Origin of the sequence: Lactobacillus taiwanensis, from assembly GCF_017894345.1 — a bacterium.
GTDB lineage: Bacteria > Bacillota > Bacilli > Lactobacillales > Lactobacillaceae > Lactobacillus > Lactobacillus taiwanensis.
This window is the reverse complement of the sequence record NZ_CP059276.1, coordinates 148,176-168,323: the sequence shown is the minus strand read 5'-3', so window position 1 is coordinate 168,323 and position 20,148 is coordinate 148,176. Positions and strand designations below refer to the sequence as shown.

Genomic DNA, 20,148 nt, shown 5'->3' with positions numbered 1-20,148 from the left:
GAGAATAAAAATGAATGAAAAAACACGGAAAAATATATCGGCCGCGGGCTTACTAATTGCTATCGGCATTGTCTACGGTGATATCGGAACAAGTCCGTTATATGTTATGAAGTCAATTGTTGCCGGAAACGGCGGAATTGCAAATGTAAATCGTGACTTTATCGTTGGTTCTATTTCTTTAGTGCTTTGGACAGTTACATTATTAACGACACTGCAAACTGTTTTTATTGCATTAAAAGCAACCAACCATGGTGAAGGTGGTATCTTTGCTCTATATACTTTAATACGTAAACGAGCAAAATGGTTGGTGCTTCCCGCTTTAATCGGTGGGGCGGCAATCTTAGCCGATGGTACTTTAACTCCTGCAGTTACTGTTACAACTGCTATTGAAGGATTAAAGGGAATTGAATTTGGTCATGGTAATGTTCCAGTTTCAACTCAAGGCACTGTTATTGCAATTACTGTAGTAATTTTGTTAATCCTATTTTCGATTCAAAGAATGGGAACAAGTATTATTGGTAAAGCATTTGGTCCAATCATGTTTATCTGGTTTACCTTCCTAGGTGTTATCGGTTTAATGAACATGATGGGCGATCTTTCTATCTTACAAGCTCTTAACCCATACTACGCAATCAAGCTTTTATTTAGTCCATATAACAAGGCTGGGATCTTTATTTTAGGATCTATCTTCCTTGCTACTACTGGTGCTGAAGCTTTGTACTCTGACGTAGGACACGTTGGTAAAGGTAATATTATCGGTTCTTGGCCATATGTTTTCGTCTGTTTGTCACTTAACTACTTTGGTCAAGGTGTTTGGATTTTAAACAATCCTAACTACAATGCTGGAAATGGTGATTTCAACCCATTCTTTGAAATCATTCCACAAAATATTCGTTTAGCTGCTATTGTTTTAGCAACTATTGCAGCCGTTATTGCTTCACAAGCCTTAATTACTGGTTCATTTACTTTAGTGGCTGAAGCCAGTGGATTGAAATTTTTACCAAGAATGAATATTATGTATCCCTCAACTAAGAAAGGGCAAATTTATATTCCCTCTGTTAATAAGATGATTTGTGCTGCAACAATTGCGATTGTTTTGTTCTTCCAAACTTCAGCTCACATGGAAGCAGCATATGGTTTGTCAATTACCATCTCAATGTTAATGACAACAATTCTGCTCTATGAATGGTTAGCAATGAAAGGCATTCATACAATTTGGAACTGGATTTTCTTAATTTTCTTTGGCTTCCTGGATGTAATGTTTATGTTAGCCAGCTTGAGCAAGTTCATGCATGGTGGTTACGTTTCATTAGTAATTGCCGGCTTCATCGGCGTTATTATGTACGTTTGGTTCTATGGTAATAAAATTAGAGACAAGCGTGAATCACGCAATGCTTACGTAAGACTTGATGAATACGTTGATATGCTAACAAACTTAAGTCATGACGAAGATTATCCTACTTTCGCTACTAACTTAGTTTATATGGCAAAAGTTAAATATAATAAGTTCATTAAACGTGAAATTCTTTATTCTATTTTGGATAAACGTCCAAAGCGTGCACGTGCATATTGGTTTGTAACGGTAAACGTTACTAATGAACCATTTACTGCTGAATATGCTGTTAACACTTACGGTACTAAGAACGTAATTAACGTTCAGCTTTTCCTTGGTTTCAAGCAACAAACCAGTGTGAATGTTTACTTGCGTCAAATTGTTCATGATTTAATCGCCGATGGAACAATTGAATCTCAACCACAAGAATACACCACCACTCCTGGTAGAGATGTTGGTGACTTCTCATTTGTTATTGTTAACGATGTAATTAGTCCTCAAACTCAACTACGTAGTTATGAAAAATTCCTAGTAGAAGCACGTGTATGGTTACAGAACCTTTCATCTAACCCAGCTTCATGGTTTGGTTTAGATTACGCTGACACAGTCATCGAACGTGTTCCATTAATTTTAGGAAATCAAAGAAGACAACACATTACTCGAATTGCTCCAAAGAAATTTGAAGTTATTAAAAAGAAACTTCAAGCTGAAGGCGAACTTAAAGAGTAATAAATAGATACGAAAAAGACATCCCAATCGGGATGTCTTTTTTAGTGTTCAAATATAAAAATTATAGAGGAATATTTAAATTATTAACTTAATTCTTTAATAATACCTTCTAAAGTTTCCTTAGCTTCAGCTTGGATTGGTTGAGTAGGATGTTCTTCATCATACTTGTTAAGCCAATCTAAACGATCTTGCATTCTCTTAGCTAAAGTCTTTTGATATTCTGGATCATCCAAGTGAACTTCATAGTCTTCGATTGGTAAGTATGATACACCCTTGAAGTTACCAAATGGTTTCCAGTCGCTATCCTTAATGCTGCCATTAGCAAGATCTTCCACTAACTTCTTAGTTACTTCCTTTGGAATATCCTTACCCATGAATGCATCTGTGTTTAAGATATAACAAGATGCTCCTCGCTTAGTAAATAATTCCTTAAAGTCGGAGTAGTCACCAGATACTGGGTAAGCGCGGAATGGATCTGCAAATGGCTCAATTACTAAGGTATTCATATCAAAGCCCTTAGGCAAGTTTTCAGCACTAGTTCTCTTAGTTGCTAAAGTAAGTCCCATGGTTGTAGCTAAAACTGGATCGTCAACCTTTAAGATTGGTGGTAATGAACCATCCTTCATAATCCAGAATAAAGCTGTAATTGGTGCACTTTCATAGTCAACTCTATGTGGTGAAGTATAACGTGTCTTAATAACACGACCATTATTGTTACGTAAGTCTTCAGTAACAATAACCTTCTTACCATCTTCGTCTTGAGTAACAGCACAGTTCATAATTGTAGTGTAGTACTTAGTCTCGTGGTGACCTGCTGGATAGTCATGCGTCTTATCAAAGTATGAAGGCTCTAATGCTACTGAAGATCCATCTTCACGAGAAATAATAAATGCATCGTCGTGCAAAACAGTAATATCATATTTACCATCATACATTTCATGAGTCAAAGTAGATTTACCTGAACCAGATAAGCCGTAGAAAGCAAATACTTTATCATCCTTATCCTTAAAGTGGAATGACTTTTCACCACCGTGACAAGCAGTATAACCGTTTCTATGAGCCATAGCCCAAGCAAGAGTCAAAGTACCCTTCTTTAATTCACCGAAGTAGCGTAAGCCAAAGACTGCAGCACAGTTATGTGGAGCATCAAAGACACCAAAACCCTTTGGATAGTCTTCATCTTGTGTATTTGGATCAAAGTAGAAGTAAATATCTCCTTCATCATATAATTTCGACTTCTTATAGATCTTTTCTGCTTCTTCATCAAAGAAGTGGAAGTTCAAGATATATGAGAGCAAGTTAAAGGCTTGGTCTTCTGGCATCATAATATGTGCTTTAACAGTAAAGCTTGGATCTAGTCCTACTAAAACTGTTGCTTTTAAGAATTTTTGATTATGGCCCTTATAAATATCTTCACGTAAATTGCCTGCTAATGCCTCAGGATCCTCTTTTGGATCGTCAACAAGGTGACGTGCACTTGCTGTTCTACCCAAAATTTTACCATGGTTATAAACCAATTGCTTTGCCCCTTGTGGCAAGCCTAATTCCTTAGTATGCAAAATTGGTAGGTCAGTTTCAATAACACCAGATTGTTTTTTAGCTAAATTATAAGCTTCAGCAACACTAGTTACTTCGTGTACATTGTTGCCATAAAAGGCAGATTCAATAGTAGAACGAACCCGACTAAATTTCTTGTTAGCTTTTCTTAACTCATCATGAGAATAACGTTCTTGTGTACTCAACTTATTTTCCTCCTCCGAAACCATAGAAAGCGGTTCCAATTCTTACAGTTAAATCATAACATAACAAGTTAGCTATCGCTATGTAAGACTTGAAAAATAAATTGATATTAATAGTAAGTAAACCAGTACAAACAAAAAGCAGAATCCTGATGAGTTTATCCCATCAAGATTCTGCTTTTATATATGATTAAAAATTACTCTAATTAATTATTTTTACCATTTATAAAATTTTTCCATATTAAAAAGACGATAGCTGCAAGCCACGACATCATTGAAATTGCACTCACTATATAGAACCAAGTCGGTACTATAAAACGTAAAGTAGCATGGTTTAATCCCCGTTTTTGATAAATAATTGGGTTACCAATTACATTTTTAGCTCCTGAGAATTTTTTATTATTCACAGTTAACTCACTCTGCTTGTATAAAACAACGGGTAAGATAATATCACGAGATTCTTTTCCCTTCCAAGATAAAATCAAGTCACCATTTTTAGTTACATAGTGACGATATTTTTGCCATTGATTAACAACATTAATTTTGTATAGATAAGCTGCATTTTGATCAATCGACTTATCTTTAGTCGGTAAATAATCAGGCAAGTAATGCCACTTAAGCATATTTAACATCTCACTGTCATTTGATTTATGTGCTACTTGTTGAACAGTAGTATCCTTTGCACAAGCAACTGTGAAAATGTGATTAGTTATTAGGTTTGGTATTGCAGCTTCCAAAAGAAGAATGGTCACTAAGCTAATTCCAACTACTCTTGGCTTAACTCCTTGCTTCAGTAAATAATTAATAGTTAGTCCTATCCCTAAAAGAATTAATGGATAAGCTACTACCGTTAATCTAAATGGAAATTGGAAATAGGATTTCAAACTTGGAAATACTCTTTGTACTAATCCCCAGGGAAAAATAAATGAAGATAACCCTAATAAAATTGTTCCCCAAACTGTTACAAAGGCATTCAACTTATCTCGCTTATAATGCATTACTGCATAAACAAATTGTGCAATAATCAATAAGACAAAGATTGGCAAAATATAAGCAAAGGCTGTTCCATATTCATTATGCCAAAGCATATGCGGCCGCAAACCGCCACGGGATAAGTCAAACTCAGTATTAGCGGCTAAATGATTATTAGGCATTAAGACTAAAAAAGCACCGATTACATTTGCAGATAAAACAACTGTACCAACAACAGCCTTAATAAAAGGTATCCAAACTTTTTTTGAATTGTTATTGATAATTAATGAACAAACAAAGAATGGAATTAATAGCAATGCTGCCATTAATGTACTTAAAACATGAACTTGTACTAGTAAGCTCATTACTAACATCAGCTGAATCCAGTTAATTGGCTGCCTTTTATCTTGAATCATGCGTACGCCGCACAAAACAACTAATGGCATTAAAGCTTGACCCCAACCGTTAAACGAACTGCGGTTAATAAATGCTGGAATCATCCCAATATTAATATAAATAATTCCAATGACAGTTGCTAAAAGCTTATTAATACCTACTTTTTTAAGTAAGTAATACATACTTCCAGCACCTAACAACGAAATTAGATACGTTAAAATAATCTGATAGTTAAACCAATTACCAGCAATAAGCACTAGAATTCCATTAAAGTAAGCAAATAATGGCCCATAGATAGCATTAATTATTCTTCCACTCTGCTGAAAAGTAAAGTTCGTCTGAAAGATACTGAAAATTCCAGTTTTAATTTGCATCCCTGCATCATAAAAACGACTATAGTGAAATAAAGTATCAGCAGTGTCATCGCTAGCCAAAATAGTGTGCGAGATTAATTGCGGTGAAATAACTATGGTAGTAGCCAACGCAATTAAAAGATACGGCCAGATGAATTGGCAGAATTTGTTATTCCTTATTTTTTCTAACATTGTCTAACCTTTTCTAATTTGAGAAATATTTCTTTATTTTAAGAATACCAATTCATAATATTATTAACGAATTTTTTTTGCAAACTACGAAAAAAGAACCAAACAGCTTTCGCCATTTGATTCTAAAATTAGTTTTTATTTTTTACCAGATCACAACACGTTTTTCTGGATCAAGCCACATACCATCTTCTGGCTTCACATCAAATGCCTTGTAGAATTCTTCTTGGCATTGCGATTGAACATTAGCTCTTTCAGGACCAGGAGCGTGAACGTCAACTGAGACTTGTGTCTTAATTGATTCAGGAAGTTGCTTGTTTGCCCAAACACGAGCAAAGTTTTCAAATACTTCCTTCATGTTTCCATTTTCGCCCTTATTTGCTTCAACAGCTGCAGTTAAACCACCTTGGTCTGCAATATTTTCAGAAACAATTTGCTTACCATTTAAGGTAACTGGGCCATATTCAATTCCATTAAATAAGTCAATTTCGTCTTGCGTACGTTTCTTGAATTCTGCAAAGTCTTCGTCAGTCCACCAATTCTTCAAATTACCGAATTCGTCGAACTTAGCACCGTTGTTATCAAATGCGTGTGAAATTTCGTGCGCAATAACGACACCAATACCACCATAATTCAAGCTACGTGATTGCTTCAGGTCGTAGAATGGCTTTTGTAAAATTGCTGCTGGGAAAGTAATGTCATTTCTTTGTGGATCGTAGCAAGCATTTACTAAGTTACCTGGCATTAACCAAACAGTTCTATCAACTGGTTCGTTTAATTTTTCAAGGTTGTACTTAACTGATTCAACAGCAGCGGCACTTTCATTTGAATATAGACTGCCACCTTCTGATTCAGAAGTAACTTGAAGACGATCGTAAATTTTTTCGATCTTTTCTGGGTAACCAATCTTCAAAATTAAGGCGCGCAACTTAACAATTGCTTTTTTCTTAGTATCTTCAGATAACCATTCATTTTCAGAAATACGTTTTTCATAAACGTCAATCATCTTATGAATCATATCTTCGACATCAGCTTTTGCTTCAGCACCAAAGTAAGTTTGACCGTAGTAAACACCAACTACTTCACTAAACATGCCGTTAGCTAAGCGATAAGCTTGCTTAGTACCAGAAGATAATTCAGGTTGACCTGATAAAGCTTGACTAAACGGAAATGCAGCTTCACGGAAATCTTGAGAAAGATATGCAGCTACACCATTAATGAATTTAACAACCATCCAGCCTTTAATTTCATCAAAGTTATCTTCATTAAGTAATTCTTCAACATGGTCTAAGAATCTAGGTTCAGTTACGATCACCTTATCTGGCTTTTGAGCAAATAAGTTACTTAAGAAGTTATCAACTTTAAAGCTATCAAATTTAGATTCGAATTCATCTAAGGACATCGGATTATACATTGCAGGATAATCTGCCCATTCTTCAGATGACTTAACAACTTTAGAAAGTTTCTTATCAAACTTCAAAGCATCTTCTACATATTTCTTGGCATCTGCTTCACTTACACCAGCCATCTTCAATAGGTTTTCAGATTGATCTTGTAATACCTTCAATAGGTCAGCTGCTGCAGGATTATCGTAAGTAGTAGTATCAGGTAAGAATAAGCCAGGTCCACCAACATAAACTACATGAACTTTTGTATCTTTCATGTCAGCATCAACAGATACACTAATTGGTAAATCAAACGCATTCTTGTAAAAATCAGCCGCTCTTAAGTTAAGATCAGCTAAATTGCGTAAACTAGTAATTTCTTCAAGGTCAGCCTTAATTGGTTTTGCACCATCTGCATTTCTCTTGTCAAAATTATTAGCGATCTTATAAAGTTCTACTGCTTTTTCAAAATTAGGAACCTCTGGCAACTTCTTTTTACCATCTGCAAAATCAGCAAAATCCTGCATTAAGTTCTTTTCAATATTTAAGTCAATACCATCAAATGAGCTGATTCTTGAACGATCTGAAGGAATTTTTGCTTTTTCCATCCATTCAGAATTCACTGCTAAATAAAGATTATCTTGTGGTCTTGCATTAAGATCTGGCTTAGTGATATCACCAGCACCACCACGTACATTGAATAATGCCATTAATAAAATTCCTCCTTATAAATCATAAGTAATTAACTAAATGATATCATTATTAAAATTTTTAGTCTATTATTAAAAACATAATTTTTTATCTTTATTTTTTCTTTGGTACAAAGACAATTGTCAGAAGCAAATTAATAATTATCAGAACTAGCAAGATCATAAAAGCCCATTTGGATCCAATTACCGTACTATTTTTATAGTTTTGATTTTGTGCCAAGGCAATCATTGTACCAGCAAGTGCCGTTCCCAGTGCCCCAGAAAATTGTTGCAGCGTATTAAAAATAGCATTACCTTGAGCATGATTATCTTTACCTAAACTAAGTAAGCCACTAGTCAATAAACTACCAAAGCACATTCCATAGCCACCATAATAAAGAATATACAAGAAAACAATTTCTAAATTGCTAAGTGGCGCTAAGAAATTCATCAAAATCAAACTAATCAAACTGGCGCACACACCAATAATAATTGGTAGTCTTGCTCCTTTTTTATCAAGTAGTTTGCCAGCTAAAGCTGCCATTAGCGCATTAATTATTGCTCCGGGAAAGGTTATCCAGCCAGCAAGAGATACTGATCCATGATTAACAGTTTGCACATAAATAGGAAAAATAAAACCTAACGCTAACGTAGCAATTTTGGCAAAACAATAGGCAATTAATTGCATACTAAAATTGAAATTTTCGAATAGTTGCGGGCTAATAAGCGCATTTTTATCGGACCAAGATATCTTTATCCAAATTAACAAACTAATAATACCTAATGCTAAAAATCCAGCAACTTGAATTGACAAAAACTGATACTTTGCTATTTGAGTAAAGCCTAACATGAGACAGACTAAAGCTAGAGCTAGTGAAAACCACTGCCCATACTTAATCTTTACATTTTGCAATGAATTAATTTGCTCAATTGAATACGTTCCCGTTAGTAAACTAATTAAAATTAAAACTAATGAGATAATAAAGATCCAACGCCAATTTAAAATATCAGTTATAGTTCCGCCAAAAACCGGTCCAAAGGCAACTGCACACGCAGTAATCATTGTTCCGATTCCCATCATAAAGCCAATTTTTTCTTTAGGCACTTCCGTTAAAATAATATTGTACATTAGCGGTAATCCAATTCCAGTACCAACACCTTGTAACGCACGTCCTAGCAGTAATAAATCAAAGCGCGGCGTAATAATATCAATTATCAATCCTAAAGCAAACAATAAAACACCTAAGATAAAAATATGTTTAGTTGATATCCTTAATCTAATCTGAGAACTAATTGGTACAATTGTTGCAATTACTAATAATACAAGGGTATTTACCCATTGCACTTGATCAGTTGTAACTGCAAATTCTCTAGTTAGGATAGGAAAAGTAACCGTTGTAGCTGTTTCATCTAAAATTCCTAAAAATGATAGCATCCCTGCGGATAAGATAGCCAATACTATGCGTGGTGAAACCTTTTTAGCCATTTTTAATCTTCCTTTTTCTCATAAATAGGCTGTATCTCTCATATTTCATTCTAGTCTTTTTTTACTCATTCTTGGATAATAAAGTTATGAATTACATCACAAATAAATGGAGAAAAGATTATGAAAAACCTAAATCCAATCCTAATTTAAAATTATCTTTAATAGGATTGAGTTTAGGTTTAATTAGTCTGTTAGTTTACTTAATAGTTAAACGTCTAAGACTCAGATACGAATAATTCCTTAATCTCTTTTGGTATCTTAACTTGTTTCAATTTTTCAATAAAATCTTGGTGAGTAAGTAATTTAACCGTATTAGACAAATATTGTAAATGAATTTTACTATCCTTTACTACTAATCCTAATGGCCAGCTTGCTTCGCTTTCGACATTAACTTTTATGGGCTACATGTCAAAAACCAACTATTTTCCTGATTATGAAGTACGCTCTCGATTACCTTTACAAATCATGACCCGTATTTTTTTGGATGCATATTCGGTTAGAACTGGTTTTGCTAGACAATAAAAAAGAGTTGATAATCTCGTTTTTCAACGTTGATCTATCAACTCTTTTTTATCAGTATATGATTTTATAAATTAATTATTCTTTTTCTTACGGTTAATACCAAGGTAGCTAACTAAGCTAGCTCCTGCAACTGCTAATCCAGAAAGAGCTGCAACTAGCTCATTCTTTGCACCAGTTTGTGGCAATTTATTAGTAGTTACATTACCAGTTACAGCAACTACATGAGCTTTATCAGCTTTAACCCAGCGGTTTGCACTAACTTTGTAGTAAGTAGTACCGTTAACTGTCTTTTCTCCAAAGGTCTTAACTGGAGTATTTGAATCGTTTAAGACAACAGATACGGCTGAACTATCACTATTATCAACAATCTTAACAGTAGATAATTTTTCTTCAGACTTATTGTTAGTCTTAAGATCTGCCTTAGCATTTTCTTTTACAGTACCAGTATCCTTTACCTCTGCATCAGTATCAGCTGGGGTAGTTTCAGATGAATTAGTTGTTGATGCTTCACTATTTGAATCCAGCTTATCTGTTGGCTTTACAGTACTATTTGCAGCAGTTTTATCTGAAGGTTTTACAAGATGACTAGTGTCAGATTCGTTGGTTGCGTTTACAGGTTTTTCAGTATTGGAAGTTTCTTTATGGCTGTTTTCTGTTTCTTTCTTATTAAATGCGTCTAATCTTGCCTTAGCATCTTCAAGCTTACTTTGTTCAGCAGCTAATTCTGCTTCCGCCTTCTTAAGTTCTTCTGATGCGTTTGTAACTTGTGCAGCAGCTTTAGCTTTAGATTCCTTCAAAGTATCTAAAATTAATTGTTGAGCTTTAACTGCCTTATTAGCAGCAGTTACGTCATCGTTTGCCTTATTCAAAGCTGTTTGAGCAGCAGAAAGATTTGATTGTGCATTTTCTAAATTGTTCAAAGTTTGATTCAATGAATCCAAAGCAGCTTGAGCACTCTTTAAATTATTATCTTTAACTTGAACATCACTTTGTGCTGTCTCAACCTTGGCTTGACTAGCCTTAACAGCAGCAGTAGCTTCAGATAAAACATTTTGTGCTTGAGCTACAGCTTCTGCTGCCTTAGCTTGTGCAGCTTTAGCATCTTCCAAAGCTTTTGCTTTTGTACCAACTTTAGCTTGAACATTTGCTAAGGTTTTATTTGCTTGATCTAATTGTTTTTGTTCAAACTCAAGATTTTCTTGGCCCTTAGCAAGAGCAGCTTGTGTATCTGAAATTGCCTTATTGATCTTAGTAGAACCATTGTTTAATTCTGCTAGGTTAGCTTGTAGACTCTGAACGTTATTTTGTGCTGATTTAACTGCATTTTGTGCTGCAACTAGGTTTTGATTTGCAGTTGCTACGTTAGCTTTAAGGGTGTTTAACTGATCTTCTTTTAATACATCTTTAGAATACTTATTAAATAAATCAGTATAGGCTTCAACACTTAGTGGATTTGAAACATCAAGAACATCATTTACATCCCAAGAAACAGCAGAGTCATCTAAGCGGCCCATTCCAAAATGAGTAAGAGACGGATCCATTAAATTCAAAAAGTGACCTACTTGTAAATATTCATCATAATGGTTGGTAAAGAAAGCATAAATATTGTAAGAGCTAGTTGGCACATCAGCATATTCAGGATGTTCCTTTACCATTTCATTCCAGGTTTCTTCTTCTTGCATCCATGATTGAACTGGTTCCTGCATATAAGTAGTAAGATTTTCTGATTGATATAAACTGTCTGGATGGTCTAACCAGCCTGTTTGATAGTCTGCATCAATCATAGCTACAGCCATATCTGTTAATGATATTCCCAAAACAGATCTATTGTGACTTGTGCGGGCTTCATTTACCTTAGGTAAATATGGAAGAACATTTTTCATTTCTTCAATACTGGTAGCATCATTTTTAGCACCTAAATGTACACGTTTTGCATACCAGGTTGGCTCTTTTCCATATTCACCATTATATGTTCCCGCTACAATTTCATATGCAGTTTGAGCATCTTCTCTTAAACTTTCAGAATTATCTTTATTGTCAGCAATTGCCTTAAAGAAACCAGCTGCACCGCTTGCTTGATCTTGAGCAACTTGATCTTGTAAGTCCTTCAAAGCTTGTTTAGCATCAGCCAGCGCCTTTTGTTTAGCATTAACATAGTTTTGAGCATCTACTACAGCTTTGTTTGCCACTGCAAGATTATTATTAACAGTTGCTATCTTTTGATTATTTTCAGCTAAAGCAGCTTGATTCTTAGACAAAACTGATTCGTTATCCGCATTTGTCTTCTTAATATCATTTAATGCGTTTTGAACTTTTTGAACATTTTGTTTTGCTTCATCTAGTCCACTATTCTTAAGAGCAGCTTCAGCGTTAGCAACATTATTATCAGCGGTTTTCTTTGCAGCTTCTTTACTGTTAACTAAATTTTGAGCATCAGCCTGTTTTTGTTTAGCAGTCGCCAATTGACTTTGTGCTGTATTTAAATCTGCACTTGCACCACTGACATTTTGCTTAGCAGCTTTAATTGCATCTTGCTGTGCAGCAATATTCTTTTGGGTCTTTTGAATATTTTCTGAAGTTGCTTGCTTTGCTACTTCAATTGCACTAGTTAACTTATCTTGTGCTTGTTTTGCAACAGCTTGCTTATCAGCTAAATTCTTTTGGCTATCATTTACCTTAGCTTGTTGAGCATCACAGGCATCATTTGGTGCTTTTGCCTGTGCTTGTGCGTTAGTTAATGCGCTCTTTTTACTATATACGCTTGCTTGAGCATTATTAACTGAATTTTGTGCTTGATTAACAGCATCTTGTAATTTTTCTTTATCTGATTTTGCTACAACGACAGTGTTATTTTTATCAGTTGTAGCAGCTTGAACCTTACTATTATTAGTACTTACTAAAAGAGTAGCTGTTAATGCTGCAACAGCCAAACTTGTATATTTTAATTCTTTCATTGTTTTCCTCCAAATTAACAATTCCTTTTTTATTTTATTGTGTTAAGTATGTTTTTTCAAGGTTGGACCTAGGTCCATCCATACAAAAAAACAAGGCCACTTCTAACCTTGTTTTCAATTAAATAATTCAGCTATTATTCTTCGATTTCTAATTTATCTTTCCATGATTTTGCACCTTTAAGTGCATCATTTAAGTTCTCGATATTTTTCTTTCCTTTAAAGTCTGCATCAGCTTTTTCAGTCATTTCAATCTCTGCAATAAATTCTTCTGAAGTTACACCAGCCGATAAAAAGAGATATGGTAAATGAGTTAAATCTGACTGTTTCTTCAATAATTTCTTTGCTTCTTCTTGAGTATAAACAACATTGTTATCGCCATTATAGCCTTCTACAAACTTAATATTAAATGGCATCTCAACTTTAAGAACTGTTACATCATATTGAGACTTAGAGAATTCTTGCATAGTTTTGAAAACTTTTTCAGGTTTTACCTTTGCGTATTCTTCACCTTTAGCATCATTAATTTTCCCATCATAAGTTAATAATTCACGGAAAAATGGTAATCCATTTGCTTTAGTTTCAGCTCCTACTCTTTCAACAAAAGCCTTCTTCTTATCGTTAATTTCATCACTTTCGTCTGGATCGTAGTAAAGTAAGAACTTAACTGCATTGGCACTATCATTTTTAATTCTTAATGCTGATTGATCGGCAATCAAATCACACATTCTACCTAGCTCAGTAGTGTCATAGCCCGTCTTTTCATAAGATAATAATAAACCACAATTCTTATCTCTACCCTTAGCTGCTGGAAGACCATATTCCGGATCTGTCAAAATAGCAGAAGCATATGGAGTCAACTCACTAGAAACAGCTTCCTTAAAATCAACAATTATTGTTTCATCAGCAGGCTAATTTTCTGCCTCAGCTAACATTCGTTTTAATGATCCTCTTTGGTCAATTGTTAATGCACTGATTACGCCAGCCTCATTAGATAAATTATCCATATGTTTTGCAACTTCAGGTGAAATCTTTCTCATCGTGTATCTCCTTTTCATTTACCGCACATTTATATTATAAGATGGCGTTTTCATAAAAAGCAAAGATCGCTTTCATACTATAAAGCTTTTCACTTAATGAGAAAAATCATGTAAAAGTTTATCTAAATATTTTCAGCTTTCCTTTTAATCTTGTATGAAGGGGAACAATAATTGCCAGCATCATAAAAATCCCAACCGCAGCAACAATAAAGAAATTGATATAACCAAACTTATCAATAACCAAGCCCCCAAATAATGGTCCAAATGCTCTCCCAACAGCCGACGTTGAAATTGTTAAACCTTGGTATTTCCCTTTACTATCGACAGGTGACAAGTCATTTACATATGCGGGCATTGCTGGCATTGCTGTTGATTCACCAAGCGTTAAAGTAACCATTGAAAATACAAAGTGAGCATAGTCTTTTGCAAAAATTAGAGTTACAAAAGAAATAGCAAACATAGTAACTCCAAATACTACTTGATGAAATAAGTTCTTAAATGTGTTAGGAAAACGACTTAGAAATGCTTGAACAATCACAATAATGCTGGCGTTAATTGTCCACAATAAACTATATAAATGAAAAGGAATTCCCAAAGAAACCATATAAACTGAAAGGTTAGATTCCCAGTTCATATACATTAACCAAATTACAGCTAAGGTAGTGAAAAAGCCGATAGTCAGCTTTAGATTAGCAGCAGGCATCGGAGTGGCTTTATTTTTACTATCTTTATTTTGCTGAGCTTTTCTTTCCAAATGAAACTTAATAATTGGTCGATAATTAATGATTGCGTTTATACTTACAATCACAAAAAGACTAGCCGCAATTACAAATAAAATTGTAACTGAATAATCATAGATATAACCTACAATTAATGTTCCTAGTACCACACCAAGATTTTGTGCAAAATAAATTGTATTAAAGATATACCGCCCTGGCTTAGACTTGATACTAGTCGCAATTGAATTAATTAATGCACCATTCCAGCCGCCCAGTAGACCAGTCAAAGTCATCCAAACCCAATAAATTGGCCAGGTATGATTAGTGGCCATTCCAAATAGTACTAAGGCATCTAAGCCAGCGCCAGCAATAATTAAATAGTATGGATTGAAATGATCATATGCCCAGCCAGCAATAAATGAACCAAGCATATTAGCCAAACAATTAAATAGAAGTACTATTCCAATCATAGCCAAAGAAACATGGAGTCTTTTATTCAAATAAACTGAAGTTAATGGCCAAATAAAACTGGCTCCAATCCAGGTAAATAATTCACCTAAAAGAAGCCAATGTAACTTTATCTCATCATCCGGTTGGATATTTCCCTTACTATGCAACTTTCTCACCCTTTTCTTCCATATTCTTACATTCAGTCTAGCAATTAATGAACATTTTTGCACGAGCGTAAAAAAGACTCTGCCTAAAGGTAGAGTCTTCTCGTTATCGCTTTTCATTCTTCCAACTTCTAATATCAGTAACATCCTGAGCAACTTCTAAACAGCCCAAATATTTATTATCTTTTCTCACAGCAAAATACTGTAAGTATAGGTACCGCCCCATATGTCTTGGCTGAAACCAAAACTCATACTTATCTTTTTTCCCTTGGTGAAAATCGTCAAAAATCTTTTTAACTCGTGGTATGCTCTCAGGTAAATGACAAGAATAAACACTATTGCCAATCGCATTTTTAGAATGAGGGAAAATATTGGCGCCTCCGCCAAAATAAGCTACTTTATCATTTTCATCAATAAAAGTTAATGCAAAAGGCAATAAGTCCAAAATTGCAGATAATTGCTCCAAATTTAAGCTTCCTTCTGCAAAATTTAGTGCTAAGCTACTTAATTTATCAACAGAAAGTGGCCTATCATTTTTAGTCTTTTCCTTAGGTTTCCAATTCATTGGTTTTTGAATCAAGGTATAGCCAATCTGTTCTTCCTCATTTTTGACATTGCCCCAGTCTTCTTCACTGGCAACTTCATCAATCATTGGCAACATGATTTCTTCTTCTTTAAAAATCATTTCAAGCACTTCATGTGCCGTCTCTTTTATTGCCTTAGACACTTCAACTTGATCAATATCTTTTTGATTAACAAGTAAATTAGCCTGACCAATGAGTTTTCGAATTTTATCATCAACGCCCCACATAACTTTCGGTGGTGCAGTAATTCCATATTTAGTCATAATGGGAAACATTGAAGTTTCCTTACGAGCATAATGATAGTGAATTTTAGCTAGGTCTTTTAACTCCTGTCTTAACTTTGAGAGTGCACCCTTATCTCCCTTTTCCCACTTAGCTAAGTCTGGCAATAAAGCGTCATTTACCAAGGACTTAAGAACAATATTCTCTAACTTGAATGTATGAACTGGATGACCCGGTTTTTCAAACTCAGAATTTTTCTTATTTTCTTTAATATTACCCTTAAAAACATCGGCGTGAACATTGCACAAATATTGGATTTTTCTTGGATCAAGGCCTTGAGCAATTAATTCTCTTTCTGCTGCAGTGATTTCAGCCACATCAACTTGATCAAAGGCAGCTTGAAACATTTTCTTTGCTTCTTCAAGCTCTCCACCATCTTGAATAAAATTTAAAATTTTTAAAATAGCTTTTTGTCGCTCTTTATCTAGTTCTTTCATTAATCAATCACCTTGTAGCCTTTATCTTCGAACGCCTGCCTTATTTTATCTAAATCAATTTTCATAGCTTGGGCACCAAGCGGAATCGTCATTACTCTTCCTACGGTAGACAACAGGCCCGGAATTTTAATTCTTGTAAAGCCGCAGTCATACATAATTTGAATAAAATCTGGATATTCTTCTGCCAGCTTCTTTATTGGAACAGAAAAATCAATTATCTTTTCTTTCTTTTCTGTCTCTTCAATTTTATTTTCTTGATCAAGGACTTGTTCATTATCCAGCATCCCTAATTGTTTCTTAGCCGCTATCGTCATTCTTTCTGGACTCCAAACTGGATACCAAACCAACTTCACATCACAACTCTTAATTTCGGGAACAGACAAGACTGCCTTTTCAATTGCATTTTGCAAATATGTGGACAAGGGACAGCCAACGATTGTTAAAGTCATCTTAACTGTGGCATGATCCCCTTCAATATCAATTCCATAAATTAACCCTAAATTAACTACATCAACTAGTAATTCTGGATCTTCTACACCTTGCAAGGCAGTCATAATTTTATCGACTAATTTCAAATTCTTTTCTTGCATCTTTTTCACCTAAAAAAATAAGAGAAACATTATCGTTTCCCTTATTCTATCAAACTTATCTAACTAGCTTATCCCAAATAATAACCTTATTAGCCTTAATTGATTTTTGAACATCAATAATTCGCTGGTTACTTGACCCACGAAATTGTAGTGTCAAATCTTTTAAATCATCCATGAAACGTCCATCAACTAAAATATCAATCTTTGAAAGCATTTCTTTCTTATCAGGAGTTTCTTTTTGAAGCTCATCCCAGGTATAACCTGACCAAGACCAAATATCTTTACTATGTCCAAATTCTTTACGTACTCGGTTAATTAATTTCAAGCATACCCAAGTATTTAAAAATGGTTCACCACCTAATAAAGTTAACCCCTGCACATAAGATTGAGACATATCTTCAATAATTCTATCTTCCAATTCTTGAGTATAAGGACGTCCATAATTAAAATTCTGGGCTGCTAAATTATAACAACCAGGACAGTCAAACAAACATCCACTTACATATAAACTGCATCTAACCCCTTCACCATCAACAAAATTAAATGGCTTATAGTCAGCAATTTTATGCTTAGAGTATTCTTCTGACTTCCATTCCTTTGGTTTAGGATTCTTCGGTTTTCTATGCTGTTGTTTTAATTTTTTTGCATGTTCAACTTGCGGTTTGTATTGATTAGAATCAACAAAAATTGTATCTCCACCAACATTAACCTTAATTAAATTTCCTCGAACATCAGGACCTTCTTGATTGTTTTTATCTTTCTCTGGCATCAGTATTCGTCATTCTTTCTAACTTCATCCTTAGCCATCTTTTCTTCCATTCCCATATTCAAGTGCTTTACGCGGTGGACAATTTCTTCATGACGACCATGAACCATTGGACGTTTCAAAGGATTACCCAGATAGCCACAAGTACGCTTCACACAATCACAAGTTTCTGGATCATGATTTCCACATTGTGGACATTCAAAGCCTTTAGCGGTTGCCTTAAATTCACCCTTAAAACCACACTTGTAGCATTGGTCAATTGGAGTGTTGGTTCCTAAGTATCCTACTTTATCATAAGCCCAGTCCCAGACAGCCTCTAGTGCCTTAGGATTTTGCTTAAGGTTTGGATATTCACAATAATGAATGAATCCACCTGCAGCATAGAATGGATAGGGAGCTTCAAAAGCTAATTTTTCAAATGGAGTTGGGTGCTTTCTTACATCGTAGTGGAAAGAATTAGTGTAGTATTCCTTATCAGTAATATCTTTCACCTTACCGAATTTTTTGGTATCCAGACGACAAAATCTATCAGTCAAACTTTCACTTGGAGTGGAATATACACTGTAGTGATAGTGATTTGGATCTTCTTTTTCCCATTTAGCGCAGTAATCGTGAAGTTCTTTAACAATATTAATAGTAAATTGGTGCGCTTCTTCATTATGTTCCCAATTAGGACCATAAAAGACTGTACCTACTTCATAAAGTCCAATATAACCTAAGGAAACCGTACAGCGGCCATTTTTGAAAAGATCATTTACATTATCTTCTGCATTTAGTCTTTTACCAAAAGCACCATATTCATAAAGAATTGGAGCATTATCAGGTACAGCATCAGTACAACGTTTAGCCTTAATTTGCAAAGCTTCATGTGCTGTTTGGACCTTTTCTCTAAAGATTTGCCAGAATAAATCTTTATCTCCTTTTGATTCCATAGCAATTCTAGGTAGGTTTAAAGTAACAACACCTAAGTTCATACGACCAGAATTTACTTCTTTACCAGTTTCTGGATCTTTCCAACCTTGTAAGAAGGAACGACAACCCATTGGAGCTTTAAATGATCCAGTAATTTTCTTAATCATGTCATAACTAACAATATCTGGATACATACGCTTAGTAGAACATTCCAAAGCTAATTCTTTAATATCATAGTTTGGATCTCCAGGATGTAAATTAAGTCCCTTCTTTAGCGTAAAGACTAACTTAGGAAAGATAGCTGTTCTTTTGTCTTTTCCTAAACCTTCAATTCTAATCTTTAAGATTGCTTTTTGGATTTCACGTTCAATCCAGGATGTTCCTAATCCAAATCCTAAAGTAGTAAATGGAGTTTGTCCTTGGCTTGAAAATAGGGTATTAATTTCATATTCAAGAGCTTGCATAGCATCATAAATATCTTTTTTTGTTCGCTTAACTGCAAAAGCCTTGATCTTTTCTTCATCGTCAAAGAATTCGCTAGCTTCCTTAATATTCTTGTGATAATTCTTTTCAGCATATGGAGCTAAAACTTCATCTACTCTGTCAGCAGAACATCCCCCATATTGACTAGAAGCAACATTAGCAATAATTTGAGACATTTGAGCAGTTGCTGTTTCGATTGAATGAGGAGGTTCAATATTTGCATTTCCTATTGTAAAGCCATGACCTAGCATTTCTTTAAAGTCAATCAAACAACAGTTAGTTAGAGGACTGAGCGGTGTGTAATCTAAGTCATGCCAGTGAATGTCACCGCGTAAGTGAGCCTTCGCAATATGTTCTGGCATCATCGTTAAACCAATTGTTTTACCAACTACACCAGCTGTTAAATCACGCTGAGTTGAAAAAACACGTGAGTCTTTATTAGCATTTTCATTAACAATTGTTGGATCATGATGAACTAAGCGATTCAGACGGTTAGTAGTCTCAGTTTGCTTCTTAAAATTAGCTTCGTCTTCTCTACGATAATCAACATAAGCATTTGCTTCATCACTAAAGCCGAATTCGATTAATGTTTGAACAAATGCATCTGCTATTTTCTCAGTAGAAGTCTGCTTTGCACCATTTAGTTTTTGAAGGATAGCAGGTAGAATATCTGCTTCATGTTTAGTCAGATGCAAGCTATCTAAAACCATTTCAATTTTGTAAAGAGCAAAAGGATAGATGCTACCGTCTCTTTTAATGGCTGTTTCTGGCAGCGTCATTTGAGTAATTGATTTAATTTGAGCATCTTGTTGTAACATGGTTATTCTCCTCTTTCACAATATCTATGGTTCTATTTTATCAGAAACTACATGATATTGTAGGTATTGACATTTTGGATCATATATATTGTATTAAGCAAAAGTTACGTCTAGCAAGAGAGAGGCTCATTTTCAAAATTTTCTATAATTAGTAAAGTA

At 34.7% G+C, this 20,148-nt stretch carries 11 protein-coding genes and 2 pseudogenes; 2 read left to right on the top strand and 11 right to left on the bottom strand.

The window, feature by feature from the left end:
• Positions 1 to 10: 10 nt before the first annotated feature.
• Positions 11 to 2,062: a KUP/HAK/KT family potassium transporter gene (locus H1A07_RS00805; protein ID WP_210145088.1), complete on the top strand. Its 2,052-nt coding sequence runs from the start codon at positions 11 to 13 to the stop codon at positions 2,060 to 2,062.
• An 83-nt stretch (positions 2,063 to 2,145) separates the two neighbouring features.
• On the opposite strand, the gene H1A07_RS00800 is transcribed toward H1A07_RS00805, so the two are convergent.
• The 4 genes from H1A07_RS00800 to H1A07_RS00785 all read right to left on the bottom strand — a co-directional run bounded on the left by H1A07_RS00800 (position 2,146) and on the right by H1A07_RS00785 (position 9,271).
• Positions 2,146 to 3,804, bottom strand: coding sequence for a phosphoenolpyruvate carboxykinase (ATP) (locus tag H1A07_RS00800; RefSeq protein WP_210145087.1), 1,659 nt, complete (start codon positions 3,802 to 3,804; stop codon positions 2,146 to 2,148).
• Between the two features lie 203 nt (positions 3,805 to 4,007).
• Positions 4,008 to 5,714, bottom strand: a complete 1,707-nt coding sequence (locus H1A07_RS00795; protein ID WP_210145086.1) for a cell division protein — start codon at positions 5,712 to 5,714, stop codon at positions 4,008 to 4,010.
• Positions 5,715 to 5,856: 142 nt separating this feature from the next.
• On the bottom strand, positions 5,857 to 7,806 hold the full coding sequence (locus tag H1A07_RS00790; RefSeq protein ID WP_210145085.1) for a M13 family metallopeptidase: 1,950 nt from the start codon (positions 7,804 to 7,806) through the stop codon (positions 5,857 to 5,859).
• 94 nt (positions 7,807 to 7,900) lie between these two features.
• On the bottom strand, positions 7,901 to 9,271 hold the full coding sequence (locus H1A07_RS00785) for an MFS transporter (RefSeq protein ID WP_094498865.1): 1,371 nt from the start codon (positions 9,269 to 9,271) through the stop codon (positions 7,901 to 7,903).
• A gap of 339 nt (positions 9,272 to 9,610) precedes the next feature.
• Here H1A07_RS00785 and H1A07_RS10070 point away from each other — a divergent pair.
• A pseudogene (locus H1A07_RS10070) lies at positions 9,611 to 9,793 on the top strand (MurR/RpiR family transcriptional regulator); the annotation flags it as partial.
• 71 nt (positions 9,794 to 9,864) lie between these two features.
• Here the strand turns inward: H1A07_RS10070 and H1A07_RS00780 are convergent.
• The 7 genes and pseudogenes from H1A07_RS00780 to nrdD form a co-directional block, all read right to left on the bottom strand.
• Positions 9,865 to 12,747, bottom strand: a complete 2,883-nt coding sequence (locus H1A07_RS00780) for an LPXTG cell wall anchor domain-containing protein (RefSeq protein WP_210145084.1) — start codon at positions 12,745 to 12,747, stop codon at positions 9,865 to 9,867.
• A 134-nt stretch (positions 12,748 to 12,881) separates the two neighbouring features.
• A pseudogene (locus H1A07_RS00775) lies at positions 12,882 to 13,784 on the bottom strand (tagatose 1,6-diphosphate aldolase).
• Between the two features lie 118 nt (positions 13,785 to 13,902).
• A complete protein-coding gene (locus H1A07_RS00770; RefSeq protein WP_210145477.1) occupies positions 13,903 to 15,120 on the bottom strand; it encodes an MDR family MFS transporter in 1,218 nt (405 codons plus the stop codon).
• Between the two features lie 103 nt (positions 15,121 to 15,223).
• Positions 15,224 to 16,420 carry a DUF438 domain-containing protein gene (locus H1A07_RS00765; protein WP_210145083.1) on the bottom strand — a complete coding sequence of 399 codons (1,197 nt, stop codon included), beginning with the start codon at positions 16,418 to 16,420 and terminating at the stop codon, positions 15,224 to 15,226.
• Positions 16,420 to 17,010 (bottom strand): iron-sulfur cluster assembly protein, encoded by a 591-nt coding sequence (locus H1A07_RS00760; protein WP_210145476.1) that lies wholly within the window; start codon positions 17,008 to 17,010, stop codon positions 16,420 to 16,422. Before H1A07_RS00760 ends, H1A07_RS00765 begins: the two co-directional genes overlap by 1 nt.
• A gap of 55 nt (positions 17,011 to 17,065) precedes the next feature.
• Positions 17,066 to 17,779, bottom strand: a complete 714-nt coding sequence (gene nrdG / locus H1A07_RS00755; RefSeq protein ID WP_094498861.1) for an anaerobic ribonucleoside-triphosphate reductase activating protein — start codon at positions 17,777 to 17,779, stop codon at positions 17,066 to 17,068.
• The gene (gene nrdD, locus H1A07_RS00750) at positions 17,779 to 19,989 is read right to left on the bottom strand and encodes an anaerobic ribonucleoside-triphosphate reductase (RefSeq protein ID WP_210145082.1); all 2,211 of its coding nucleotides are present in this window, start codon (positions 19,987 to 19,989) and stop codon (positions 17,779 to 17,781) included. The genes nrdG and nrdD overlap by 1 nt, the downstream gene beginning before the upstream one ends.
• Between the last annotated feature and the right edge of the window lie 159 nt (positions 19,990 to 20,148).

Excerpts from the sequence above, each read along its gene's own strand:
- H1A07_RS00805 (WP_210145088.1), top strand. The coding sequence starts at position 11 with ATGAATGAAAAAACACGGAAAAATATATCGGCCGCGGGCTTACTAATT.
- H1A07_RS00795 (WP_210145086.1), bottom strand. The coding sequence starts at position 5,714 with ATGTTAGAAAAAATAAGGAATAACAAATTCTGCCAATTCATCTGGCCG.
- H1A07_RS00790 (WP_210145085.1), bottom strand. The coding sequence starts at position 7,806 with ATGGCATTATTCAATGTACGTGGTGGTGCTGGTGATATCACTAAGCCA.
- H1A07_RS00785 (WP_094498865.1), bottom strand. The coding sequence starts at position 9,271 with ATGGCTAAAAAGGTTTCACCACGCATAGTATTGGCTATCTTATCCGCA.
- H1A07_RS00780 (WP_210145084.1), bottom strand. The coding sequence starts at position 12,747 with ATGAAAGAATTAAAATATACAAGTTTGGCTGTTGCAGCATTAACAGCT.
- H1A07_RS00765 (WP_210145083.1), bottom strand. The coding sequence starts at position 16,420 with ATGAAAGAACTAGATAAAGAGCGACAAAAAGCTATTTTAAAAATTTTA.
- H1A07_RS00760 (WP_210145476.1), bottom strand. The coding sequence starts at position 17,010 with ATGCAAGAAAAGAATTTGAAATTAGTCGATAAAATTATGACTGCCTTG.
- nrdG (WP_094498861.1), bottom strand. The coding sequence starts at position 17,779 with ATGCCAGAGAAAGATAAAAACAATCAAGAAGGTCCTGATGTTCGAGGA.
- nrdD (WP_210145082.1), bottom strand. The coding sequence starts at position 19,989 with ATGTTACAACAAGATGCTCAAATTAAATCAATTACTCAAATGACGCTG.